Consider the following 20,672-nt stretch of genomic DNA (forward strand, 5'->3'; position numbering starts at 1 on the left):
CCACCGGCCGACTGCGATGTGCCGCCACCCCGCCGGGCCGGGCCGCTCAGTATGACTTCGGCAGCCCCAGGCTGTGCATGGCCACGAAGTTGAGGATCATCTCGCGGCTGACCGGAGCGATCCGGCCGAGGCGGGCCCCGACCAGCATGTTGGCCAGGCCGTACTCCTCGGTGAGGCCGTTGCCGCCATGGGTGTGTACGGCGACGTCGGAGGCGTTGCAGGCGACCTCGCCGCCTGCGTACTTCGCCATGTTGGCGTACTCGCCCGCGCCGAAGTCGTCGCCGGCGTCGTAGAGGGCGGCCGCCTTCTGCTGCAGCAGCCGCGACTGCTCGAGCTCGATCTTGATCCGGGCCAGCGGGTGTGCGATGCCCTGGTGCGAGCCGATCGGCTGGTCCTTCCAGACCGTGCGGTCCTTGGCATAGGCGACCGCCTTGTCCAGCGCATAGCGCGCCATGCCGTTGGACATCGCGGCCCCCATGATCCGCTCGGGGTTGAGCCCGGCGAACAGCTGCCAGATGCCGCCGTCCTCGTCGCCGACGAGGGCCTCGGTCGGGACACGCACCGAGTCGAGGAACAGCGTGAACTGCTTCTCGGGCGCCGACCAGCCCATCGGGATCGGCTGGCGGGTGAAGCCCTCCGCGTCGGTGGGCACCACGAACAGCGCCGGCTTGAGCTTGCCGGTCTTCGCGTCCTCGGTGCGTGCGACGATCAGCACCGCGCCCGCCTCGTCGACACCGGAGATGAAGGTCTTCTGGCCGGTGAGCACCCAGCCGTCGCCGTCACGGGTGGCAGTCGTGGTGATCTGGTGGGAGTTGGAGCCGGCGTCGGCCTCGGTGATGCCGAAGGCCATCAGCAGGCTGCCGTCGGCGATGCCGGGGAGCCAGCGCTGCTTCTGATCCTCGGTGCCGCAGCGGCTGATGATCGAGCCGCAGATCGCCGGCGAGACGACCATCAGCAGGAGCGGCGCACCGGCCGCCGAGGCCTCCTCGAGGACCGCGGCCAGGTCTGACATGCCGCCGCCGCCTCCGCCGTACGCCTCGGGGATGTTGACGCCGAGGAAGCCGTTGCGACCCATCTCGAGCCACATCTCGGTCATCTTGCCGCCCTCGCGAGCCTGCTTGGCGACGAACTCGTGGCCGTACTTCCCGGCCAGCTTCTTGACCGCCTCGCGCAGCGCGACGCGCTCCTCCGGCTCGGTGAACATGGTGCTCATCAGGCTGCTCCTTCGTCGGTCTCGTCCGGGGTGACCACCGCGAGCACGGAGCCCGCCTCGACCTGCTGCCCGACGGCCGCCGGCAGCTCGGTGAGCGTGCCGGCATAGGGCGCGGCGATGGTGTGCTGCATCTTCATGGCCTCCATCACGAGGATCGGCTGGCCCTCGGCGACCACGTCGCCGAGCGCCGCCCGGACCGCGATCACGCTCCCGGGCATCGGCGCCAGCAGCGAGCCCTCCGCGACCTGGTCGGCCGGGTCCACGAAGCGGGGGGTACGGCGCAGCGCGACGTGGCCGAGCGAGGACTCGACGTCCACGCGCTCCCCGTCGGTGTTGACCATGAAGGTGCGCTGGACCCCGCCGACGTCGAGCCGGACCGTCTCGGGCCCGGCCTCGAGCACCGTCACGTCGTCGAGGTCGGCGGAGGTGAAGGACCGGCCGCCGAACCACCGGACGTCGAGGACCTCGTCGCCGTGCTGGAACTGCGTGAGCTGCGGCTGGGCCACGACGTTGCGGAAGCCCGCCGGGATCCGCTGCTGGACGGGGCGATCCGTGCGGGCGCGCTCGGCCAGCGCCACCGCGGCGGCGAAACCGCTCAGCGCGACAGCGTCGGGACCGCCGGGGGCCGCGGCGAGCGCGGTCAGGTCGGCACCGTCGAGCCAGGTCGTGTGCATTCGCGCCTCGGCGAAGACCGGGTCGCGCAGCAGGTTGACCAGCAGGTCGCGGTTGGTGACCAGCCCGTGCAGCTGCGCCTTCGCCAGCGCCCCGGCGAGCTGGCGCAGGGCCTGCTCGCGCGTCGGGGCGTGCACGACCACCTTGGCGATCATCGCGTCGTAGAACGTGCCGATCTCGTCACCGGCACCGACGCCCGAGTCCAGCCGGATGCCGTACGTCGACGGCCCCTCGAACTCGGAGACCACACCGGGCACGGAGAAGCGTGCGATCCGGCCGCTCTGCGGCTGGTAGTCGTGGGCCGGGTCCTCGGCATAGAGGCGCACCTCGATCGCGTGGCCGCGGGGCCGGCCCACCTCGAGGTCGGCCAGCGACCGGCCCTCGGCGACGGCGAGCTGGAGCGCGACGAGGTCGACGCCGAGCACCGCCTCGGTGACCGGGTGCTCGACCTGGAGCCGGGTGTTCATCTCCAGGAAGAAGAAGCGGTCCTTGTCGGTGTCGTAGAGGAACTCGACGGTGCCGGCGCCGCGGTAGTCGATCGCCTCCGCGGCCGCCCGGGCCGCGTCGTGCAGCGCGGTGCGGGTCGCGTCGGGCAGGGCAGGGGCCGGCGCCTCCTCGATCACCTTCTGGTGGCGGCGCTGCACCGAGCAGTCGCGCTCGCCGAGCACGAACGTCCGACCGGCCGTGCCGAGCACCTGCACCTCGATGTGACGGCCGCTCTCGACGTACGGCTCGACGAACACCGTGCCGTCGCCGAAGGCGGACTCCGCCTCGGACGCGGCCTTCTCGATCTCGCCGGCGAGGGCGCCGAGCGAGCGGACGATCCGCATGCCGCGGCCACCACCGCCGGCGCTGGCCTTGACCAGCAGCGGCAGGTCGGCGGCGGACGCCGTCTCGGGCGTCAGGTTGCCCAGGACCGGCACCCCCGCGGCCTCCATCAGCTTCTTGGACTCGATCTTCGAGCCCATCTGCTCGATGGAGGAGGGGTCAGGACCGACCCAGGTCAGCCCGGCATCGCCGACCTGGCGGGCGAAGGCGGCGTTCTCGGAGAGGAAGCCGTAGCCCGGGTGGATCGCGTCGGCGCCGGCCTTGCGGGCCGCCTCGATGACGAGGTCGCCGCGCAGGTAGGTCTCGGCCGGCGTGTTGCCCGGCAGGCGTACGGCGACGTCCGCCTCGAGCACGAACGGCATCTGCGCGTCCGCGTCGGAGTGGACGGCGACGGTCTCGATGCCGAGCTCGCGGCAGGTGCGGAACACCCGCCGGGCGATCTCGCCCCGGTTGGCGACGAGGAGTCTGTTGATCGTCACAGTCGGAACACCCCGAAGTTCATGGCGCCCTCGATGGGCTGGTTGTCGATCACGGACAGGCAGATGCCCAGGACGGTGCGGGTGTCGCGCGGATCGATGACGCCGTCGTCGTAGACCATGCCGGAGAGGAAGTAGGGCATCGACTGCTCCTCGACCATGCCCTCGACCATGTCCTTGATGCCCTGGAAGCCCTCGGCGTCGAAGACCTGGCCCTTCTTCTCCGCGGACTCGCGGGCGACGATCTCCATGACGCCGGCGAGCTGGGCCGGCCCCATCACGGCCGACTTCGCGCTGGGCCAGGTGAAGAGGAACCGCGGGTCGTAGGCGCGCCCGTTCATGCCGTAGTTGCCGGCGCCGTACGACGCTCCCATGATCACCGTGAGGTGCGGGACGGTGGAGTTGCTGACCGCGTTGATCATCTGCGCGCCGTGCTTGATGATCCCGCCCTGCTCGTACTCCGCGCCGACCATGTAGCCGGTGGTGTTGTGCAGGAAGAGCAGCGGCGTGTCCTTCTGGTTGGCGAGCTGGATGAACTGCGCCGCCTTCTGCGCCTCCTGCGACATCAGCACGCCGCGGGCGTTGGCCAGGATGCCGATCTCGTGGCCGTGCAGCCGCGCCCAGCCCACGCACAGCGCGGAGCCGTAGAGCGGCTTGAACTCGTCGAAGGCCACCTCGTTGCCGGGACCGGCGGTTGAGCCTGTCGAAACCCCGTCGACGATGCGCAGGATCGCGTCCCGCGGGTCGAAGGGCTCCTTCAGGTCCGTCGGGATGAGGTCGAGGAGGTCCTCGGGGTCCAGGTCGGGTTCGGCGTACGGCGCCTGCGGAGCCGCGCCCCGCTTGCGCCAGTTCAAGCGGGCGACCACGCGGCGCGCGAGCCGCAGCGCGTCGTGCTCGTCGAGGGCCAGGAAGTCGGAGGAGCCGGAGGTCCGCGAGTGCATCTCGGCGCCGCCGAGCGACTCGTCGTCGGTCTCCTCACCGGTGGCCATCTTGACCAGCGGTGGGCCGGCCAGGAAGACCTTCGCCTGCTCCTTGACCATGATCACGTAGTCGCTCATGCCGGGGACGTAGGCGCCGCCCGCGGTGGAGTTTCCGAAGACGACCGAGATGCTCGGCTGCTTGCGCGCCGACGCGCGGGTGAGGTTGCGGAAGCCGCGACCGCCGGGGATGAAGATGTCCTTCTGGGTCGGCAGGTCGGCGCCGCCGGACTCGGTGAGGTTGATCGTGGGCAGGTTGTTCTGCTCGGCGATCTCGCCGGCTCGGAAGGACTTCTTCAGCGACCACGGGTTGAGGGCGCCGCCCTTCACCGTCGGGTCGTTGGCCACGATCATGCACTCGACGCCCTCGACGACGCCGATGCCGGTCACCATGCTGGCGCCGACCGTGAAGTCGCTGCCCCAGCCGGCCAGCGGCATCAGCTCGAGAAAGGCGGAACCCTCGTCGACGAGCAGCTCGATGCGCTCGCGGGCGGTGAGCTTGCCGCGGTCCTTGTGGCGGGCGACGTACTTCTCCCCGCCCCCGGCCACCGCGACGGCGTGCTGGGCGTCGAGGTCGGCGAGCTTCTCGAGCATGGTTGCCCGGTTGGTGGCGCTCATGACTCCAGCACCGCCTTCATCCGCTCGAGGGTGGTGCGCATCCCGCGCTCGTTGGTGCGTCCGCGCAGGCGACCGAGCAGCGCCCAGTAGACGCGCATCGGAAGGCTCGTCTCGAGGCGGAAGTACTCCGTCACGTCGGTGCCGCCGTCACGCGGCGTCAGTCGGTAGCCCCAGTTGTTCGCGGTCACCGAGTCGGTGCCGACGGCGAACTCGAAGACCCGCTCCGGCTCACAGACGGTCACGCGGCACGGCGACCAGTAGGTCGGGCCGACCCCGTTGCGCTTCACGTGGCCGGCAAAGTGGGCGCCCACCTCGGGACCGGTCGAGCCGCGGGTCCACTTCGCCTCGAAGGTCTCGGGCGAGAACTCGCCGATCCTGGTGACGTCGCTGACCAGGGCCCACACCTCGGCGGGCGGGGCGTCCATCCAGATCGTCACGTCGCCGCCGAGCGGCCTCACGAGGTTCATGCGTATCCCAACAGCTTGGCTGCCAGGTCGGTGAGCACCTCGGTGGCGCCACCGCCGATCGGCAGCAGGCGGACGTCTCGGTAGTGGCGTTCGACCTCGGACTCGCGCATGTAGCCCATCCCGCCGTGCAGCTGGACGGCTTGGTCCGCGACCCAGACGGCAGTGTCGACCGCGGTCTGCTTGGCCAGACAGGCCTCCGCGATGACGTCCTCGCCGGCGACGTACCGCGCGGCGACCTCGAGGGTGTAGCTGCGCGCGATCGCGACCTGGCGGTGCATCTCGACGAGCTTGGCCCGGACGACCTGGTTGGCGACCAGCGGCTTGCCGAAGGTCTCGCGGTCCTGGCAGTACTGCGCGGTCAGGGTCAGGCAGCGCTGCGCGTGGCCATAGCCCATCAGCGCCAGCCAGATCCGCTCGGTGACGAACTGCTGGGCGATGTAGTAGAAGCCGTGGTTCTCCTCGCCGACCAGGTTGGCGGCGGGCACGCGCACATCGGCGTACGACAGCTCGCCCGTGTCGGAGCAGAGCCAGCCCATCTTCTCCAGCTTGCGGGAGACGGTGAAGCCGGGCGTGCCCTTCGGCACCACGATCAGCGAGATCCCGTGGGCGCCCGGGCCGCCGGTGCGGACGGCGGTGGTGACGAAGTCGCCGCGCACCGACGAGGTGATGAAGGTCTTCGCGCCGTTGATCACCCAGTCGTCGCCGTCGCGGACGGCTCGGGTGGTGATGCCGGCGACGTCGGAACCGGTGCCGGGCTCGGTGACGCCGAGGGAACCGATCAGGTCCCCGGCGAGGACCGGGCGGGCATAGGTGTCGACGAGGTGCGGCGAGCCGTTGGCCACGATGTGCGGGATGGCGATCCCGTGGGTGAAGGCACCCGCCATCAGCCCGCCGGACCAGCCGCCTTCCATGAAGCCCTCCTGCATGGCGCACACGTCGAGCAGGTCGCCGCCGTCGCCGCCGACCTCCTCGGCGACGCCCACGCCGAGCAGGCCAGCATGGGCCAGCTTCTTCTGGAAGTCGCGCGGGATCTCCCCCTCGCGCTCCCAGGCGTCGAGGTGGGGGGTGACCTCGCGCTGGGTGAACTCGATCGCCGAGCGCTTCAGGGCGAGCCGCTCAGGGCTCCAGCCATGGTCGAAGGTCGTCACAGGAGTCCTCCATCGATGTTGACGTGGCGCGAGCGGATCCACTCGCCGAGGCCCTTGGCCTGGGGGTCGAACCGCGTCGAGGCGGCCACCCCCGCGCCGAGGAGGCCGTGGATGACGACGTTGACCGCGCCGAGGTTGGGCAGCAGGAACACCTCGACCTGGAGGTCGGCCGACTCCGGGACCAGCTCGCGCACCCGCCGGGGGTTGATCACCTTGCACAGCCACTCGACACGATCGGCGTAGACGTCGTCGCGACCGTCGTGGGCGACCCACAGCCCGATGTTCGCGTCGCCGCCCTTGTCGCCCGAGCGCGCGTGCACGAAGGTGCCCAGCGGCAGCCGCCGCGTGAGCACGTCGGACGGTGAGGGGTACGGCGACGGGCGCGCGCCGATGTCGGTGGCCGGTGGCAGCGTGGAGACCGGGGGGTTCCCGATCACCTCCCTGTCTCCGTCTGCGTGCACGACGGTGTGCTCGACGACCGAGCGGTCGACGTACTCCGCGCGATAGACGCCGAACGGCGTTGCGGGTGCCGGCGGCGCGGTCATGGTGAAGCCGGGGTAGGACCCGAGGGCGAGCTCGACGGCAGCCGACGTGAAGGCCCGGCCCACCGGCTCGGGCGCGGAGTCCTTGACCGTGCAGCGCAGCAGCGCCGACGCGCCCTCCTCGGAGTCGGCGTCGGGTGCGGGCATGGCCAGGCGTGACCAGGCGACCTCGGCCGGCGGGTTCGCGGCGAGGGCGGCGTCGAGCTGGGTGCGCACCCAGTCGGCCTTGGCCTCGATCTCGAGACCGGTCAGCACGAGCTCGACGCTGTTGCGCCAGCCGCCGAGCTCGTTGACACAGACCTTGAGCTGCTCCGGCGGAGCCTCGCCGCGGACGCCGGTGATGGCGACGCGGTCGGGGCCGACCTGCTCGAGGGACAGCGAGTCGAGGTGGGTGGTGACGTCGGGACCGAGGTAGCGCGTGGACTGGATCTCGTAGACGAGCTGCGCGGTGACGGTGTCGACCGTGACGGCGCCGCCGGTGCCGTCGTGCTTGGTGATCACCGAGGAGCCGTCGGCCGCGACCTCGGCGAGGGGGAAGCCGAGCGGGGTGCCCGTGTGCGGCAGCGACCGGAAGCCGCTGAAGTTGCCGCCGGTCGCCTGCGTTCCGCACTCGAGCACGTGGCCGGCCACGACCGCGCCGGCGAGGGCGTCGTGGTCGGTCATGGACCACCCGTGGTGCGCGGCCGCCGCCCCAACGACGAGCGACGCGTCGGTGACGCGGCCGGTGACGACGATGTCGGCGCCTCGTGTCAGGGCCGCGGCGATGCCGAACCCGCCGAGGTAGGCGTTGGCCGTGAGCGCGCCCTCCCACAGGCCGAGCGGACGCAGGTCGTCGCCGGCGACGTAGGCGATCCTCGGCGCCAGGCCGAGGCCGTTCGCGACCTCCCCCAGCTTCGTCGCCAGCCCCGCCGGGTTGAGGCCGCCGGCGTTGGAGACGATCTTCACGCCGCGTTCGAGCGCGATCCCGAGGGTGTCCTCGACCTGCCGGACGAACGTCTTGGCATAGCCGAGCGACGGGTCCTTCATGGTGTCCTTGCCGAGGATCAGCATCGTCAGCTCGGCGAGGTAGTCGCCGGTCAGCACGTCGATCTCGCCGCCCTCGAGCATCTCGCGCATGGCGCTCAGGCGGTCGCCGTAGAAGCCGGAGCAGTTGCCGATCCTGACCGCCGGTTGAGCAGGGCGCCCAGCGCCCGTGTCGAAACCAAGGCTCATGCCTTGCTCCTCCCCTCTCCGGGCGGTCCCGCGAAGCACTGCGCGATGTCGAGCCAGCGGTCGGCGTCGGGGCCGGTCGCGACGAGGTCGGTGTCGGCGCGGTTGACCCGCTGCGTGGCGAGGAGGCACAGGTCGAGCGCCGAACCGGTCACCGTCTGCTCGGCGTCCTCGGGCCCGAACGACCACACGTTGCCGCTCGGGCTGACCAGGTCGATGCGGAACTCCGCGCTCGGCGGCACCAGGTCCTGGGTGACGAAGGAGAAGTCACGGGTGCGTACGGCGAGGTGGGCGACGTGCCGGATCCGGTCGCTCGGCTCCGGGGTGACGCCGAGCGCGTCGTGCACGTCCAGGCTGTGCGCCCAGGTCTCCATCAGCCGCGCGGTCGCCATCGAGGTCGGTGACATCGGCGGGCCGAACCACGGCATCTTGCCGCCGTCGAAGGCCGCGAGCGTCTCGCGCAGCGCGGTGCGCCCCGAGCGCCAGCGGGCGAGCAGGTCGGCAGGCGCGGCCTCGGCGCCGGCGATCGCCTCGGTGTCGACGAAGCCGGTCGGGTCGGCGATCGCGAGCACCACCGCCTCGTCCCAGGCCTCCTTGTCGGTGGCGGCCTTGACCGCGACCTCGTCGGTCCACGCGAGGTGCGAGATCTGGGTGGCGACGTCCCAGCCGGGCGCCGGCGTCGGCGTGCGCCAGCCGGCCTCGTCGAGGTCGGCGACCAGCGCGTCGAGGACGTCGCCCTCGGCCGTCAGGTCGTCGAGGACTGTGGTGAGTACGTCGGTCACTGGTGACTCTTCTCAGTTGGGGAACGAAAGCGGGGTCGAAGGCTGTTCTGAGCCCGATCTGGTTCCCCAGCGCAGCGGGCGGGGAACGAGATCGGGCCCACGTCGCCGTACGACCCCGATCTGGTGCCCCAGCCGGTCACGCCAGCTCCCGGTCGAGCACGTCGGCCCAGTGGTCGAGGATCCGACGGCGCCGGGCGGCGTCGTCGGAGATGGTGTTGGCGAGGCCGAGCCCGCGGACGAGGTCGAGGGTGGCCTGCACGAGCTCGCGCACGCCGGGCTGCGACTCGTCGGCGCCGAGCGCCTCGACGGTGAGCCGGTGCACCTCGCGCCCGACCCGCTGCTCCAGCGGTCCGACCGCGGCGAGCAGGGCCTCGTCGGTGCGCGCGGCGACCCACAGCTCGAGGGCGGCGGTGAAGACCGGCGAGGCGAAGTGGTCGCCCAGCATGGTGAGTACGGCGCGGGTCCGCCTGCGCCCGGTCGGCAGCCCCGCCACCGCGTCGGCGATCTCGGCACCCCGGAGGACGGTGAGGTGCTCGACGGCCGCGACGACGAGGTCGTTCTTGGTCGGGAAGTGGTGCAGCTGGGCACCGCGAGAGACGCCGGCGCGCGTGCTGACCAGCGTGGTCGACGTACCGGAGTAGCCGCGCTCGACCAGGCACTCGACCGTCGCCTCGAGCAGGCGCAGCCGCATCGCGCGACTGCGTTGCTCCTGGGGCACGCGGGCGGTCGTCGTCACGCACCCATCGTGGGGCCAGATCAACAAACAGTCAAGACTGACTTTTAGTGGGTGGACGCGCGACTCCCGCTTGAGCGTCCATATTGACGCTCAAGCCACGGCATCAGGCGCTGTAACCGCTCAGATCCCCACTCAAGCCGTGAAACCGACGACCCCTCAGGTCAGCCGGGTCACCAGCGGCAGCCGTGAGCGCGCGGTCAGGCCGACGATCGCCGCCGTGAGCAGGGGCAGCGCCACGACGAGGCCGAGGATGAGCAACCACGGGATGTCGAGGAACGGCCCGGCTGACTCGCAGACGAGCATCCCGTCGGCGCCCGAGGAACAGGACTGCCCGGCTGATCCGGTGAGCGGATAGGTGATCGCCACCCCTGGGATGAAGCCGACCAGCGCACCGAGGACGCCCCCGACGAAACCGACGACCAGTGCGTACGACGCAGCGACTCCTCGCCGCGAACGCGGAGCCGCTCCCACTGCGGACAGGGTGGCCAGGTCGGGACGGGCGTCGGACAGCGCCAGGAAGGTCGCGGTCAGCGTCCCGCCGAGCATCAGCACGCCGCCGAGGGTGAAGAGGACGAGCAGCAGGATGAAGATCTCGTCGGGGGTCTCGTAACCGCGCTCGACGATGAGGTAGGCATTCGCATCAAGGCCCGTGATCTCCTCGCGGATCGCCTGCTCCTGGTCCTTCGAGATCTCGCCCCCGAGATAGAGGGCGACCGTCTCGACGGGCCGGTCGAGCTCCGCGGCGAACGCGGCGGGAATGATGGCCTGCGTCGGCGGCATCTCGGCGTCCGTCTCGACGAAGTGGGCGGGCCAGGTCAGACTCGACGTGGAGGCAGTCTCGTCGCCTTCCCCGTCCCACCGTTCCATCGTCAGTGTCACCTCATCGAGGTTGACAGGGTGGTCGGTGAGGACAACGGCCTTTCCTGCCTGGAGGGCAGCACGCGCGCCTCCCTCGTCGTCGACCTCGAGGAAGCCGGGGACCACCTCGCCGACCAGCAGGTCCGAGCCGAGAGTGCCGCCCCACCCGGACAAGAGCATCTGCGCACTTGGAACGGAGAGGCTGACGTGGACGAAGGCATTTGCATCGCTTGCGAAACGCAGCCCCTCCACCAGCTCCGTGTCGATCTCGGGCGCCTGCGCCCGCACGATGGCCTGCGCCCGGTCCCACGTCTGCTGGGAAGGAGGCACCGAAGCGGAGCCGTCCATGGACTCCGTCGGATAGATGTTGATCAGGCCCGTGTCCATCGGCAACGAGCGCGTGTAGGTCTCGCGGTTCTGCTTCTCGTCACTGGTGTTGGCGATGCCGAGCGCGACGACGCCAGCCACGGTCGCGGCCACCGCGGCGATCGCCGGGACGGTGCGGGTGCGGTGCCTGGCGGCGTCGCGGGCGGCGTACCGCATCACGAGGGGCAGGCTCCCGGACAACCGTGCCAACAAGGTCACGACCAGCGGCACGATGAAGATCATCCCGAACACGGAGACGACGGCACCGAAGGCGATGGCGTACTGGCCCGCCTCGTAGAAGTTGAAGAGGTGACCCCGCCGGACTCCGGCGACGGACAGCCCGATGCCGGCGCCGAGCAGGAGGACCCCGAGGACCGGCGTGCGGGGGGACGGTGGCGGGTCGCCACGACGTCCGGAGAGTACGGCGACCACGTCCTGTCGCGAGGCCAGCCAGGCCGGCACCACCGCGGCGAGCAGTGCGCTCAGGAGGCCGAAGGCGGCCACGATGGAGACCACCAGCCAGTTGACGTCGTCGGGGCCGAACCAAGCGTTGCTGAACCGCTGGACGACAGGCAGGAGGACAAACCCGAGCGGCACACCGAGCACGGCGCCGATCAGGGCCGCGAGGCCCCCGAGCACGATGCCGGACGCGAGCACCACGCGGCGGGCCTGGCGCGGCGTGCCACCGGAGGCGGCCATCAGCGCGAGGTTGCGCGCCTGGCGGCGGGCTCCGACCGCGAAGGCCGGGCCGGCGAGCAGCACCACCTCGAGCAGCGCCATGGTGATGACGAGCGCCGCGACCGTGATGTAGAGGCCGCGGCCCGTGTCGTAGCCCATGCGTTCGGCCATCTCGACGACGGGAGGCGGGTCGGTCAGCACTGCGCGCGAGTGGACGAGAGCACCCAGCTCGTTGAGCGCCAGCACGTCCGACCAGAGCACCGGGTCTCCGCCGACCAACCAGTCGGGCGCGACCCGATCGCCAGTGAAGTGGTCGCCGAAGCTGCCCGGCGGTGAGATGACCGTCAGTTCCTTGCGGTGTTCGGCGTCGCGGCCGATGCCGACGACGGTGACGTCGTGACCGAGCACCTCGAGAGCGTCGCCGATGGCGACTCCGCGCTCGGCGAAGGCGTCGTTGACGACGGCCTCACCCGGTCGGGCAGGGAGCTCACCCACGCGCAGGTCGAAGAGACCTTCGGCGAGTGGGCTGCTCAGGTCGACCTCGGTCGCCAAGGCCGTGACACGGCGATCACCCAGCGGGATGTTGGCGTGACCGTCGGCGATGGTGATGAAGTCGCGACCGCCCAGGGCCTCAGCGAGCTCGGCCGACGTCGACGCCTCCCCCGAGCCGGTCTGGGTCCACATCCCGGATCCGGGGTCCGGGGCCTGCAGGACGGCACTTCCGCCCGTCGGATGGACCCGCGCCTGCGCCGAGCCCATGGTGCGCTCGACCCCCTCGAGCGAGCTGACGTCGGCGGTCGCCTGCACGACGGAAGCAGCCGTCACTGCCAGCACCGGGAGCGCGATCATGAAGAGCACCAGGATGCTGCGGCCACGAGCCCGGAGCACGTCTCGCCACGCCAGCCTCAGGGCAGGGCGCCAACCCTTCACGGCGTGACCTCGAGCAGCTCGTCGGCCACGTCGGCCCCGGACTCGTCGACGATCAGGCCGTCGCGGAGGAAGACGACGCGGTCGGCCCAGGCGGCGTGCCGGGCCTCGTGCGTCACCAGCACCCCGGCCGCGCCCGCGTCGCAGCGGTTGCGCAGCAGGCGCAGGATCTCCTCGCCGGTGTCGGTGTCCAGCGCACCCGTCGGCTCGTCGGCAAGGATCAGCCGCCGCTCCCCGACGATGGCGCGCGCGATCGCGACCCGCTGCTGCTGACCGCCCGACATCTCGTCGGGGAACCTGTCCGCCAGATCGACGATGCCGACCTCCTCGAGCGCGGCCAGCGCGAGCAGGCGCGCCGCCTTGCTGCGCTCGCCGTCGAGCTCGCGCGGGAGGGCGACGTTCTCCGCCGCGGTCAGCGCGGGGATCAGGTTGAAGTCCTGGAAGACGTAGCCGATCGACGTACGCCGCATGCGGGCTCGTCCGGCGTTGCCGAGGCTGCCCAGGACCGCGCCCTCGACGCTGACGGTGCCGCTCGTCGGCTCGTCGAGCCCGCCCGCGATGGTCAGCAGGGTGGACTTGCCGGAGCCGGACGGGCCCATCACGGCGACGAGCTCGCCGGCGCAGGCCCTGAAGCTGACGCCGCGCAGGGCGTGCACCTCGGTGGGACCCTCGCCGTGCACACGGGTCACGTTGTCCAGGTGGAGCACGACGGCACTCATGGGCGAACTTCCTCGGAGTCGGCCGTCCGGGTCGGACGGGCAGGGACGTGCAGGTGGCCCTCGGCTGCGGCGCGCCGGAGCCGGGCCTCGCAGTGGTCGAGCCAGCGGATCTCGGCCTCGGCGTCGAAGACAAGGGAGTCGAGCACGAGCGACCACGCGAGGTCCTCGGGCTGGTCGGGCCGCGATGCGCGACCGGTGCGCTTGAGGCGCGTGTAGTCCTGGAGGGCGGTCATCGTCGCCGTACGCTGCTGCTGGATCAGCGAGGTGACGTCGACGCCCGGCAGGGTCACCGCGATGGCGAGCTTGATCGCGAGCTCGTCGCGGGGCGGCTGGGTGCGAGGCACCGGCGTGGTGAACCACGCCGACACCTCGCCCCTGCCGGAGGGGGTGATGCGATACATCACCTGGGCTGCTCGATCGGTCGCGTCTGCGGCCCCCGCCGCGTCGACGTGCTCGTCGTGCTCGATCAGGCCGTCGCGCTCGAGCCGGGACAGGGTCGTGTAGACCTGCCCGACGTTGAGCGGCCAGGTCGCCCCGGTGCGCTGCTCGAACTCCGCGCGGAGCTGGTAGCCGTACATCGGCCCCGGCTCCAGCAGCGCGAGCATCGCCTGTCGGACCGACATCGCGTCCCCTCCTCGTCGTCGGCCCCCGTGACCGACGCTGGGAGATGTATACCACGTATGCATACCGGGTATGCAGGGCCCTTTCTCCCTTGAGCGTCCATCTGGACGCTCAAGTGCTGGCATTCGGTGCGGCATCCGCCAAGAACCCCACTCAAGCCGTGACACCGACATCCACAGGTGGCAGGCTCCGGGTTTCGCGACCCGCATTCGGGGGAGGTACCTCGACGCGCGCTCCTGAGGGCGGCCGCACTTCCACGACTTCCCAAGGGGGAAACATGTCCAACTACGGCAACCCGCCATCCGACCCCTACGGCCAGCCCGGCCCGTCCGGCCAGGACCCCTACGGCCAGCCCGTCAACCCCTACGGCGCCCAGTCCTACGACCCCGCTGGCTACGGCGGCGTGCCGCAGGGCGTGACCTTCGCCCACTGGGGCAAGCGGGTCGGCGCGGCGGTGATCGACGGGCTCCTGGGAATGCTGGCCCAGTCCCTCTACATCGTCGGCTCGATCATGGCCGCCAGCAGCGCCGAGCTCACCACCGACCCGGTCACCGGTGAGGTCACGAACACCGGCGGCGGTGCCAGCGGCCTGGCACTCGCGCTGATGGGCCTCGGCATCATCATGGGACTCGCGTTCTTCATCTGGAACAGCTGCATCAAGCAGGGTCGGACGGGCTACTCCATCGGCAAGGGCGTGATGGGCATCAAGCTCGTCAAGGCCGAGACCGGCCAGCCGATCGGCGCCGGCATGTCGTTCGTGCGCCAGCTCGCGCACATCCTGGACGCGCTTCCCTGCTACCTCGGCTTCCTCTGGCCGCTGTGGGACTCCAAGCGCCAGACCTTCGCCGACAAGGTGATCGGCACCTACGTCATCGACCAGCCGAAGGGCTGATCCAGCTCCACCCTCCGACCCGCCCGGGAGACCGGGCGGGTCGAGTCATGTCGGCTGCGCTGTCACACCGTGTCCTGGACGCTCCTGCGGTCGTCTGCCACCGCAGGAGCGTCATCAGGGCCGCACTGCGGTGGTGTGGCCGGCGCGCCGACCACTCCGGGCGTACGGCGATCAGCCGGCCGCGACGGTGAGCGCGATCTCCGCCCGGGCCAGCGCGGAGAGCCAGCGCCGCCGGGCGCGGACGAGCCGGACGCTCGACCAGAGCAGGAACGGCGCGCCCATGGCCGGCGGCAGCCACCACACGTCGACCCCGGCCGCGCCGACGAACAGCATCCCGGTCAGGGTCGTGACCAGCGAGAGCCGCGCGGCATAGCCGAACATCGCCGTGTGCGGGGCCGGGGTGGCGCGCGGTGAGCGCAGGTCGACGGCATACGGGCGCCGTACGGACCACTTCATCGAGATCGCGAGCACCTGCACCACCGCGACCAGCCAGCAGACGACCAGCGCGATCGCGACCTGCTGCGACGGCAGGCCGTTGCGCACCGACCCGACCAGCACGGGGACCGCGGAGACGGCGACGAGGCACTCGGCGGTGACGAGGGTGCGGGCGTCGAAGATCCGCGCGGGCTCGACGGGCAGGCTCTCGCGCCACAGCATCCCGCGACCGTCGAGGCACCAGGCGTTGACGCCGTAGAGCAGCACGGCACCGCTCGCCCCGAGCCCCGGCAGGATCAGGATCGTGTCCCACTCCAGGCCACCACCGAGTGCGAAGAGAGCGGGGCCGAGGGCCAGCACGATCAGGCCGCGACGCATCCCCACCGAGCGCCAGACCGAGCCGCGGTCCAGCCGCCTCAGCAGGGCGAGGTCGTCGCCGAGCAACCGTGCGACCGGAGCTGGGCGGGCCTCGTGGACGCCCGACTCGACCCTCAGCTCCTCGCGCGGCGGCAGCGAGAGCGCCCAGCGGGCGGGTACGGCGCCGACGGCGACCGCGACGCCCAGCACCGCGACGAGAAGGGCCCCGACCAGCGGCCAGCCAGGGTCGCCCAACGAGGACGCGAGGGCCGTGGTCGGCAGCACCCGGACCAGGTCGTCGAGGCGACCGGCGACCTGCCCGACCAGCAGGGCCACGCCGACGAGGACGGTGAGCGTGCGGACGACGAGCACTCCGTGCCGGGTACGGCGGGTGCCCTCGACCGACCAGCCGACGACCTGCGCCAGCGCCGTGGCGACGAGCAGCCAGAGCACGACGACGGCCTGCGCCCCGAGGAGTCCCTGCGGCCCGACGGAGAGCGCCGTGGCCGCGAGCAGCGCCCATGCCTGCAGCAGCCAGGCGAGGTTGAGCGGAGCGAGCACCAGCGCACCGAGGTGCTCGGTGACCGGCCCGATGGGGTGGATGACGGCCTGCTCGCGGGGCAGGAGCTCACGGCCGCCGCCCCCGCCCATCGAGGCACCGATGCCGAGCAGCAGGAAGCCGGCGAACGCGGCCGGCAGCAGGTCCTCGAGCTGGCGCGCACGGTCGGCGGGCAGGCCCGTGATCCAGGCCGGTGCCACGGCCAGCACGACCGTCAGTCCCACGACGACGGCCACGGCCACTGCGGTCAGTCGCGGTCGCCGTACGGTCCCGGACCGGAAGCGGAGGAGGTGGCGCAGGTCGGCGGTGGCGCCGGACCAGGTCTCAGTCGAGGAGCGCACGGTAGGCCTCGACGGTGAGCTCGGCGGCGTCCATCTCGGCGACGCTCGAGCCGCCGCGCAGGACGATCGCAGAGCCGCACGCCTCCAGGGCGAGGTCGCGCAGGTGCGTGGACAGCAGGATGCAGGCGCCACGGGCGCGCGCGTCGGCGACGACCTCGAGGGTGGCCTCGACGCCGATCGGGTCGACGCCGTCGAAGGGCTCGTCGAGCAGCAGCACGGCCGGCTCGTGCAGGGCGGCGAGCACGACGGACAGCCGGCGGCCCATGCCGTGGCTGAAGCCGCCGACGACCCGGTGGGCGACGTCGCCGAGCTCGAAGCGCTCGAGCAGGTCGCGGCCGCGGGCCTCCCAGTCGGGCATCCGCCGCAGCCGGGCGGTGAGCTGGAGGTGCTCCCACGGCGTCGCGCGCGGGACGAGCCCGCCGACGTCGGGGCAGTAGCCGACGGTGCGCTTCACGGCGAGCGGGTCGGTGGCGACGTCGTGGCCGTTGACGAGCACGGTGCCGGACGTGGGGGGTACGACGCCCGCCAGCACCTTCATCGTCGTCGACTTGCCCGCACCGTTGCGACCGAGCAGCGCTGTCGCCCGGCCGGAGTCCGCGGCGAGGTCGATGCCGGCCACGGCCTCCACCTCGCCGAAGCGCACGTGCAGGGCGCGGATGTCGATCACGGGGGTCACGGGATCATCCTCTGTCAAAGTCCCCGCCTAGGCGGGGAAACCCTCACTTGTTGGCCGTTGCAACGGGCGAGAGGTGCAGGAGTCCCCGCTTAACCGGGGACTCCTGCACCTCTTGGGGAACTTTGACGCGTCAGGCGGGGTAGGTGCCCCCGGCCTCGGCCACGGCGACCACGGAGGCCGGCGGCTCGAAGCGCTCGCCGTACTTCGCGGCGAGCTCGCGGGCCCGGACCACGAAGCCGGCCGGGCCACGGCCCGCTGCGCCCTCGAAGCCGTTGACGTACTGGATCGCGCCACCGGTCGCGGGCGGGAAGCCGATGCCGAAGATCGAGCCGATGTTGGCCTCGGCGGCGGAGCGCAGGACGCCCTCGTCGAAGCACTTGATCGTCTCGATGGCCTCGACCACGAGCTGGCGGTCCTGGATGTCCTGGAGCGGGATCTGCTCCTCGGCGACCGGGAACTCCTCGGCCAGGCCCGACCACAGGCCCAGGCGCTTGCCGGACTCGTCGTAGTCGTAGAAGCCGGCGCCCTTGAGCTTGCTGGAGCGACCGAGCTCGATCATCTTGTCGATGACCTTCTCGGCACCGTTGACGACCCAGGTGCCACCGTCACGCTCGACGGCGTCGCGCGAGGCCTTGCGGATCTTTGCCATGAGCTCCATGTTGAGCTCGTCGGTGATCTGCAGCGGACCCACGGGGAAGCCGGCCATGGTGGTGGCGCGGTCGATGCTGACCGGGCTGACACCCTCGCCGAGCATCGCGATGCCCTCGTTGATCTGCGTGCCGATGACGCGCGAGGTGTAGAAGCCACGGCTGTCGTTGACGACGATCGGGGTCTTCTTGATCAGCTGGACGATGTCGATCGCCTGGGCGATCGCGGTGTCGCTGGTCTCCTTGCCGGCGATGATCTCGACCAGCGGCATCTTGTCCACCGGGGAGAAGAAGTGCAGGCCGATGAAGTCGGCCGGGCGGTCGACGCCCTGGGCCAGCTCGGTGATCGGCAGCGTCGAGGTGTTGGAGCACAGCAGCGCGTCGGGGTTGATGTGCTCGGCGATCTCGGCGAAGACCTTGGCCTTCAGCGACGGGTCCTCGAAGACGGCCTCGATGACGAGGTCGCAGCCCTTGGTGTCAGCGGCGTTGTCGGTCGGGGTGATCCGGGCGAGCAGCTCGTCGGACTTCTCCTGCGTGAGCTTGCCGCGGGAGACGGCCTTCTCGTTGATCTTCGCGGAGTATGCCTTGCCACGCTCGGCGGACTCCAGCGCGACGTCCTTGAGGACGACCTCCATGCCGGCGCGCGCACAGACGTAGGCAATGCCCGCGCCCATCATGCCGGCGCCGAGCACGGCGACCTTGGTGGGCTTGAAGGCAGGCACACCCTCGGGACGCAGCGCGCCGGAGTTGATCTGCTGCAGGTCGAAGAAGAACGCCTGGATCATGTTCTTCGCGTTCTGGCCGGTGACCAGCTTGGCGAAGTAGCGCGACTCGATGCGGGCCGCGGTCTCGAAGTCGACCTGGGCGCCCTCGACGGACGCGGCCATGATCGCCTCGGGAGCGGGGAACTGCGCACCCTTGAGCTGCTTCTTCAGGCCGGCCGGGAAGGCGGGCAGCATCTGCGCGAGCGAGGGGTGCGACGGCGTACCACCGGGCATCTTGTAGCCCTTGCGGTCCCAGGGCTGGGTCGCGGCCTCGTCGTTGTCCTTGTTGGCCAGCACCCACGCCTTCGCGGCGGGGAGCAGCTCGTCCTGGGTGGCGACGAGGTCGTGGACCAGGCCCTTGGCCTGGGCGGCCGCGGGCTTGTAGCGCTGGCCCTGGAGCAGGACGTCCATGAGGGCGGACGAGACGCCGAGGAGGCGCGTGACGCGGGCGACGCCGCCGCCGCCGGGCAGCAGGCCGAGGGTGACCTCGGGCAGGCCGATCTCGTAGCGACCGTCGACCGCGATGCGGTGGTTGAAGGCCAGCGCGATCTCGAGGCCGCCACCGAGCGCGGCGCCGTTGATGGCTGCCACGGTCGGCACGCCGAGCTTCTCGATGCGACGCAGCTGGGCCTTGAGGGCCTGGCTCTTGTCGAAGATCTCCTGCGCCTGGTCGGGACCGACCGACAGCAGGTCCTTGAGGTTGCCGCCGGCGAAGAAGGTCTTCTTGGCGGACGTGATCACCACACCGGTGATCTCGTCCTTCTCCTCCTCGAGGCGGGCGACGGCCTCCTCCATGCTGCGGCCGTACAGCTCGTTCATGGTGTTGGCGCTGGCGGTCGGGTCGTCGAGGGTCAGCACGACGACGCCGTCGGCGTCGCGGTCGTACCGGATGGCGCTCTGGTTCTCAGTCATCTCTTGTCAGGTTCCTTAGGAGTTCGGGTCCGGTGTCAGACGCGCTCGACGATGGTGGCGATGCCCATGCCGCCGCCGACGCAGAGCGTGGCCAGGCCACGACGCAGGTCGCGGCGCTCGAGCTCGTCGACCAGGGTGCCGAGGATCATGGCGCCGGTCGCACCGAGCGGGTGGCCCATCGCGATGGCGCCACCGTTGACGTTGGTGATCTCGTGGGAGATGCCCATGTCGCGCATGAAGCGCATGGCGACGGCGGCGAACGCCTCGTTGATCTCGAACAGGTCGATGTCCTCGACGCCCAGGCCGGCCTTGGCCAGCGCCTTGCGGGCAGCCGGCGCGGGTCCGGTGAGCATGATCGTCGGGTCGGCGCCGCTGACCGCGGTCGCGATGACGCGGGCACGGGGGGTGAGGCCGAGGTCGGTGCCGACCTGCTCGGAGCCGATCGCGATCAGCGAGGCGCCGTCGACGATGCCCGAGGAGTTGCCGGCGTGGTGGACGTGGTTGATCTTCTCGATCCAGTGGTACTTCTGCAGCGCCACGTCGTCGAAGCCCAGGTCGCCGTGGAAGGCGAAGGACGGCTTCAGGCCGGACAGCGACTCCACCGTCGTGCCGGGGCGGATGAACTCGTCGCGCTCGAGCACGGCGAGGCCGTTGACGTCGCGGACGGGGATGACCGAACCGTCGAAGTAGCCGTTGGCCTGCGCCTTGGCCGCGCGGGCCTGCGACTCGGCGGCGTAGGTGTCGACGTCCTCACGGCTCCAGCCCTCGACCGTGGCGATCAGGTCGGCGCCGATGCCCTGGGGCACGAAGTGGGTGTCGAGCGCAGTGCGCGGGTCCATCGCCCAGGCGCCACCGTCGCTGCCCATCGCCACGCGGCTCATCGACTCGACGCCACCGGCGAGGATCAGGTCCTCCCAGCCGGAGCGGATCCGCTGCGCGGCCTGGTTGACGGCCTCGAGGCCCGAGGCGCAGAAACGGTTCAGCTGCACACCAGCCGTGGTGTCGGGGTAGCCGGCAGCGATCACCGCGGTCTTCGCGATGTCGGCGCCCTGGTCGCCCACGGGGCTGACGACACCGAGGACGACGTCGTCGACACGGGCGGGGTCGAGTCCGGGGTTTCGGGTCTTGACCTCGTCGAGGAGGGTGACCACGAGATCGATCGGCTTCACCTCGTTGAGGGAGCCGCCGGCCTTGCCCTTGCCACGCGGGGTGCGGATGTGGTCATAGATGAATGCTTCTGCCATGCAGTGAT

16 protein-coding genes are annotated in these 20,672 nt (G+C 71.1%); 1 reads left to right on the plus strand and 15 read right to left on the minus strand.

Annotation, left to right across the window (positions count from 1 at the left end; genetic code table 11):
• Positions 1-46: 46 nt before the first annotated feature.
• The 11 genes from CF8_RS17520 to CF8_RS17570 form a co-directional block, all read right to left on the minus strand.
• The gene (locus CF8_RS17520; protein ID WP_010834438.1) at positions 47-1,213 is read right to left on the minus strand and encodes an acyl-CoA dehydrogenase family protein; all 1,167 of its coding nucleotides are present in this window, start codon (positions 1,211-1,213) and stop codon (positions 47-49) included.
• Positions 1,213-3,192, minus strand: a complete 1,980-nt coding sequence (locus tag CF8_RS17525) for an acetyl/propionyl/methylcrotonyl-CoA carboxylase subunit alpha (RefSeq protein ID WP_010834439.1) — start codon at positions 3,190-3,192, stop codon at positions 1,213-1,215. Before CF8_RS17525 ends, CF8_RS17520 begins: the two co-directional genes overlap by 1 nt.
• Positions 3,189-4,784, minus strand: a complete 1,596-nt coding sequence (locus CF8_RS17530) for an acyl-CoA carboxylase subunit beta (RefSeq protein ID WP_036491353.1) — start codon at positions 4,782-4,784, stop codon at positions 3,189-3,191. The genes CF8_RS17525 and CF8_RS17530 overlap by 4 nt, the downstream gene beginning before the upstream one ends.
• A complete protein-coding gene (locus tag CF8_RS17535; RefSeq protein ID WP_010834441.1) occupies positions 4,781-5,251 on the minus strand; it encodes an SRPBCC family protein in 471 nt (156 codons plus the stop codon). The genes CF8_RS17530 and CF8_RS17535 overlap by 4 nt, the downstream gene beginning before the upstream one ends.
• On the minus strand, positions 5,248-6,399 hold the full coding sequence (locus tag CF8_RS17540) for an acyl-CoA dehydrogenase family protein (RefSeq protein ID WP_010834442.1): 1,152 nt from the start codon (positions 6,397-6,399) through the stop codon (positions 5,248-5,250). Before CF8_RS17540 ends, CF8_RS17535 begins: the two co-directional genes overlap by 4 nt.
• On the minus strand, positions 6,396-8,153 hold the full coding sequence (locus tag CF8_RS17545) for an acyclic terpene utilization AtuA family protein (protein WP_010834443.1): 1,758 nt from the start codon (positions 8,151-8,153) through the stop codon (positions 6,396-6,398). The genes CF8_RS17540 and CF8_RS17545 overlap by 4 nt, the downstream gene beginning before the upstream one ends.
• Entirely contained in the window at positions 8,150-8,932 is a 783-nt protein-coding gene (locus CF8_RS17550; RefSeq protein WP_010834444.1) for a TIGR03084 family metal-binding protein, read from the minus strand. The genes CF8_RS17545 and CF8_RS17550 overlap by 4 nt, the downstream gene beginning before the upstream one ends.
• A gap of 136 nt (positions 8,933-9,068) precedes the next feature.
• Positions 9,069-9,668 carry a TetR/AcrR family transcriptional regulator gene (locus CF8_RS17555; protein ID WP_010834445.1) on the minus strand — a complete coding sequence of 200 codons (600 nt, stop codon included), beginning with the start codon at positions 9,666-9,668 and terminating at the stop codon, positions 9,069-9,071.
• A gap of 156 nt (positions 9,669-9,824) precedes the next feature.
• Positions 9,825-12,500, minus strand: coding sequence for an FtsX-like permease family protein (locus CF8_RS17560; protein WP_036491357.1), 2,676 nt, complete (start codon positions 12,498-12,500; stop codon positions 9,825-9,827).
• Positions 12,497-13,216 (minus strand): ABC transporter ATP-binding protein, encoded by a 720-nt coding sequence (locus CF8_RS17565; RefSeq protein ID WP_010834447.1) that lies wholly within the window; start codon positions 13,214-13,216, stop codon positions 12,497-12,499. The genes CF8_RS17560 and CF8_RS17565 overlap by 4 nt, the downstream gene beginning before the upstream one ends.
• Positions 13,213-13,839 carry a PadR family transcriptional regulator gene (locus tag CF8_RS17570; protein ID WP_010834448.1) on the minus strand — a complete coding sequence of 209 codons (627 nt, stop codon included), beginning with the start codon at positions 13,837-13,839 and terminating at the stop codon, positions 13,213-13,215. The genes CF8_RS17565 and CF8_RS17570 overlap by 4 nt, the downstream gene beginning before the upstream one ends.
• A 275-nt stretch (positions 13,840-14,114) precedes the next feature.
• Here CF8_RS17570 and CF8_RS17575 point away from each other — a divergent pair, with 275 nt between their 5' ends.
• On the plus strand, positions 14,115-14,729 hold the full coding sequence (locus CF8_RS17575) for an RDD family protein (protein ID WP_010834449.1): 615 nt from the start codon (positions 14,115-14,117) through the stop codon (positions 14,727-14,729).
• A gap of 171 nt (positions 14,730-14,900) precedes the next feature.
• On the opposite strand, the gene CF8_RS17580 is transcribed toward CF8_RS17575, so the two are convergent.
• From CF8_RS17580 to CF8_RS17595, 4 genes are all read right to left on the minus strand, one after another.
• Positions 14,901-16,421: a hypothetical protein gene (locus tag CF8_RS17580; RefSeq protein ID WP_010834450.1), complete on the minus strand. Its 1,521-nt coding sequence runs from the start codon at positions 16,419-16,421 to the stop codon at positions 14,901-14,903.
• Positions 16,405-17,097, minus strand: coding sequence for an ABC transporter ATP-binding protein (locus tag CF8_RS17585; RefSeq protein WP_036491359.1), 693 nt, complete (start codon positions 17,095-17,097; stop codon positions 16,405-16,407). The genes CF8_RS17580 and CF8_RS17585 overlap by 17 nt, the downstream gene beginning before the upstream one ends.
• Positions 17,098-17,227: 130 nt before the next feature.
• Positions 17,228-19,420, minus strand: coding sequence for a 3-hydroxyacyl-CoA dehydrogenase NAD-binding domain-containing protein (locus tag CF8_RS17590; protein ID WP_010834452.1), 2,193 nt, complete (start codon positions 19,418-19,420; stop codon positions 17,228-17,230).
• 35 nt (positions 19,421-19,455) lie between these two features.
• The gene (locus CF8_RS17595; protein WP_010834453.1) at positions 19,456-20,664 is read right to left on the minus strand and encodes an acetyl-CoA C-acetyltransferase; all 1,209 of its coding nucleotides are present in this window, start codon (positions 20,662-20,664) and stop codon (positions 19,456-19,458) included.
• Positions 20,665-20,672: the final 8 nt, after the last annotated feature.

Source organism: Nocardioides sp. CF8 (assembly GCF_000389985.1).
Taxonomy (GTDB): domain Bacteria; phylum Actinomycetota; class Actinomycetes; order Propionibacteriales; family Nocardioidaceae; genus Nocardioides; species Nocardioides allogilvus.

Excerpts from the sequence above, each read along its gene's own strand:
- CF8_RS17590 (WP_010834452.1), bottom strand. The coding sequence starts at position 19,420 with ATGACTGAGAACCAGAGCGCCATCCGGTACGACCGCGACGCCGACGGC.
- CF8_RS17545 (WP_010834443.1), bottom strand. The coding sequence starts at position 8,153 with ATGAGCCTTGGTTTCGACACGGGCGCTGGGCGCCCTGCTCAACCGGCG.
- CF8_RS17575 (WP_010834449.1), top strand. The coding sequence starts at position 14,115 with ATGTCCAACTACGGCAACCCGCCATCCGACCCCTACGGCCAGCCCGGC.
- CF8_RS17535 (WP_010834441.1), bottom strand. The coding sequence starts at position 5,251 with ATGAACCTCGTGAGGCCGCTCGGCGGCGACGTGACGATCTGGATGGAC.
- CF8_RS17595 (WP_010834453.1), bottom strand. The coding sequence starts at position 20,664 with ATGGCAGAAGCATTCATCTATGACCACATCCGCACCCCGCGTGGCAAG.
- CF8_RS17565 (WP_010834447.1), bottom strand. The coding sequence starts at position 13,216 with ATGAGTGCCGTCGTGCTCCACCTGGACAACGTGACCCGTGTGCACGGC.
- CF8_RS17520 (WP_010834438.1), bottom strand. The coding sequence starts at position 1,213 with ATGAGCACCATGTTCACCGAGCCGGAGGAGCGCGTCGCGCTGCGCGAG.
- CF8_RS17570 (WP_010834448.1), bottom strand. The coding sequence starts at position 13,839 with ATGTCGGTCCGACAGGCGATGCTCGCGCTGCTGGAGCCGGGGCCGATG.
- CF8_RS17530 (WP_036491353.1), bottom strand. The coding sequence starts at position 4,784 with ATGAGCGCCACCAACCGGGCAACCATGCTCGAGAAGCTCGCCGACCTC.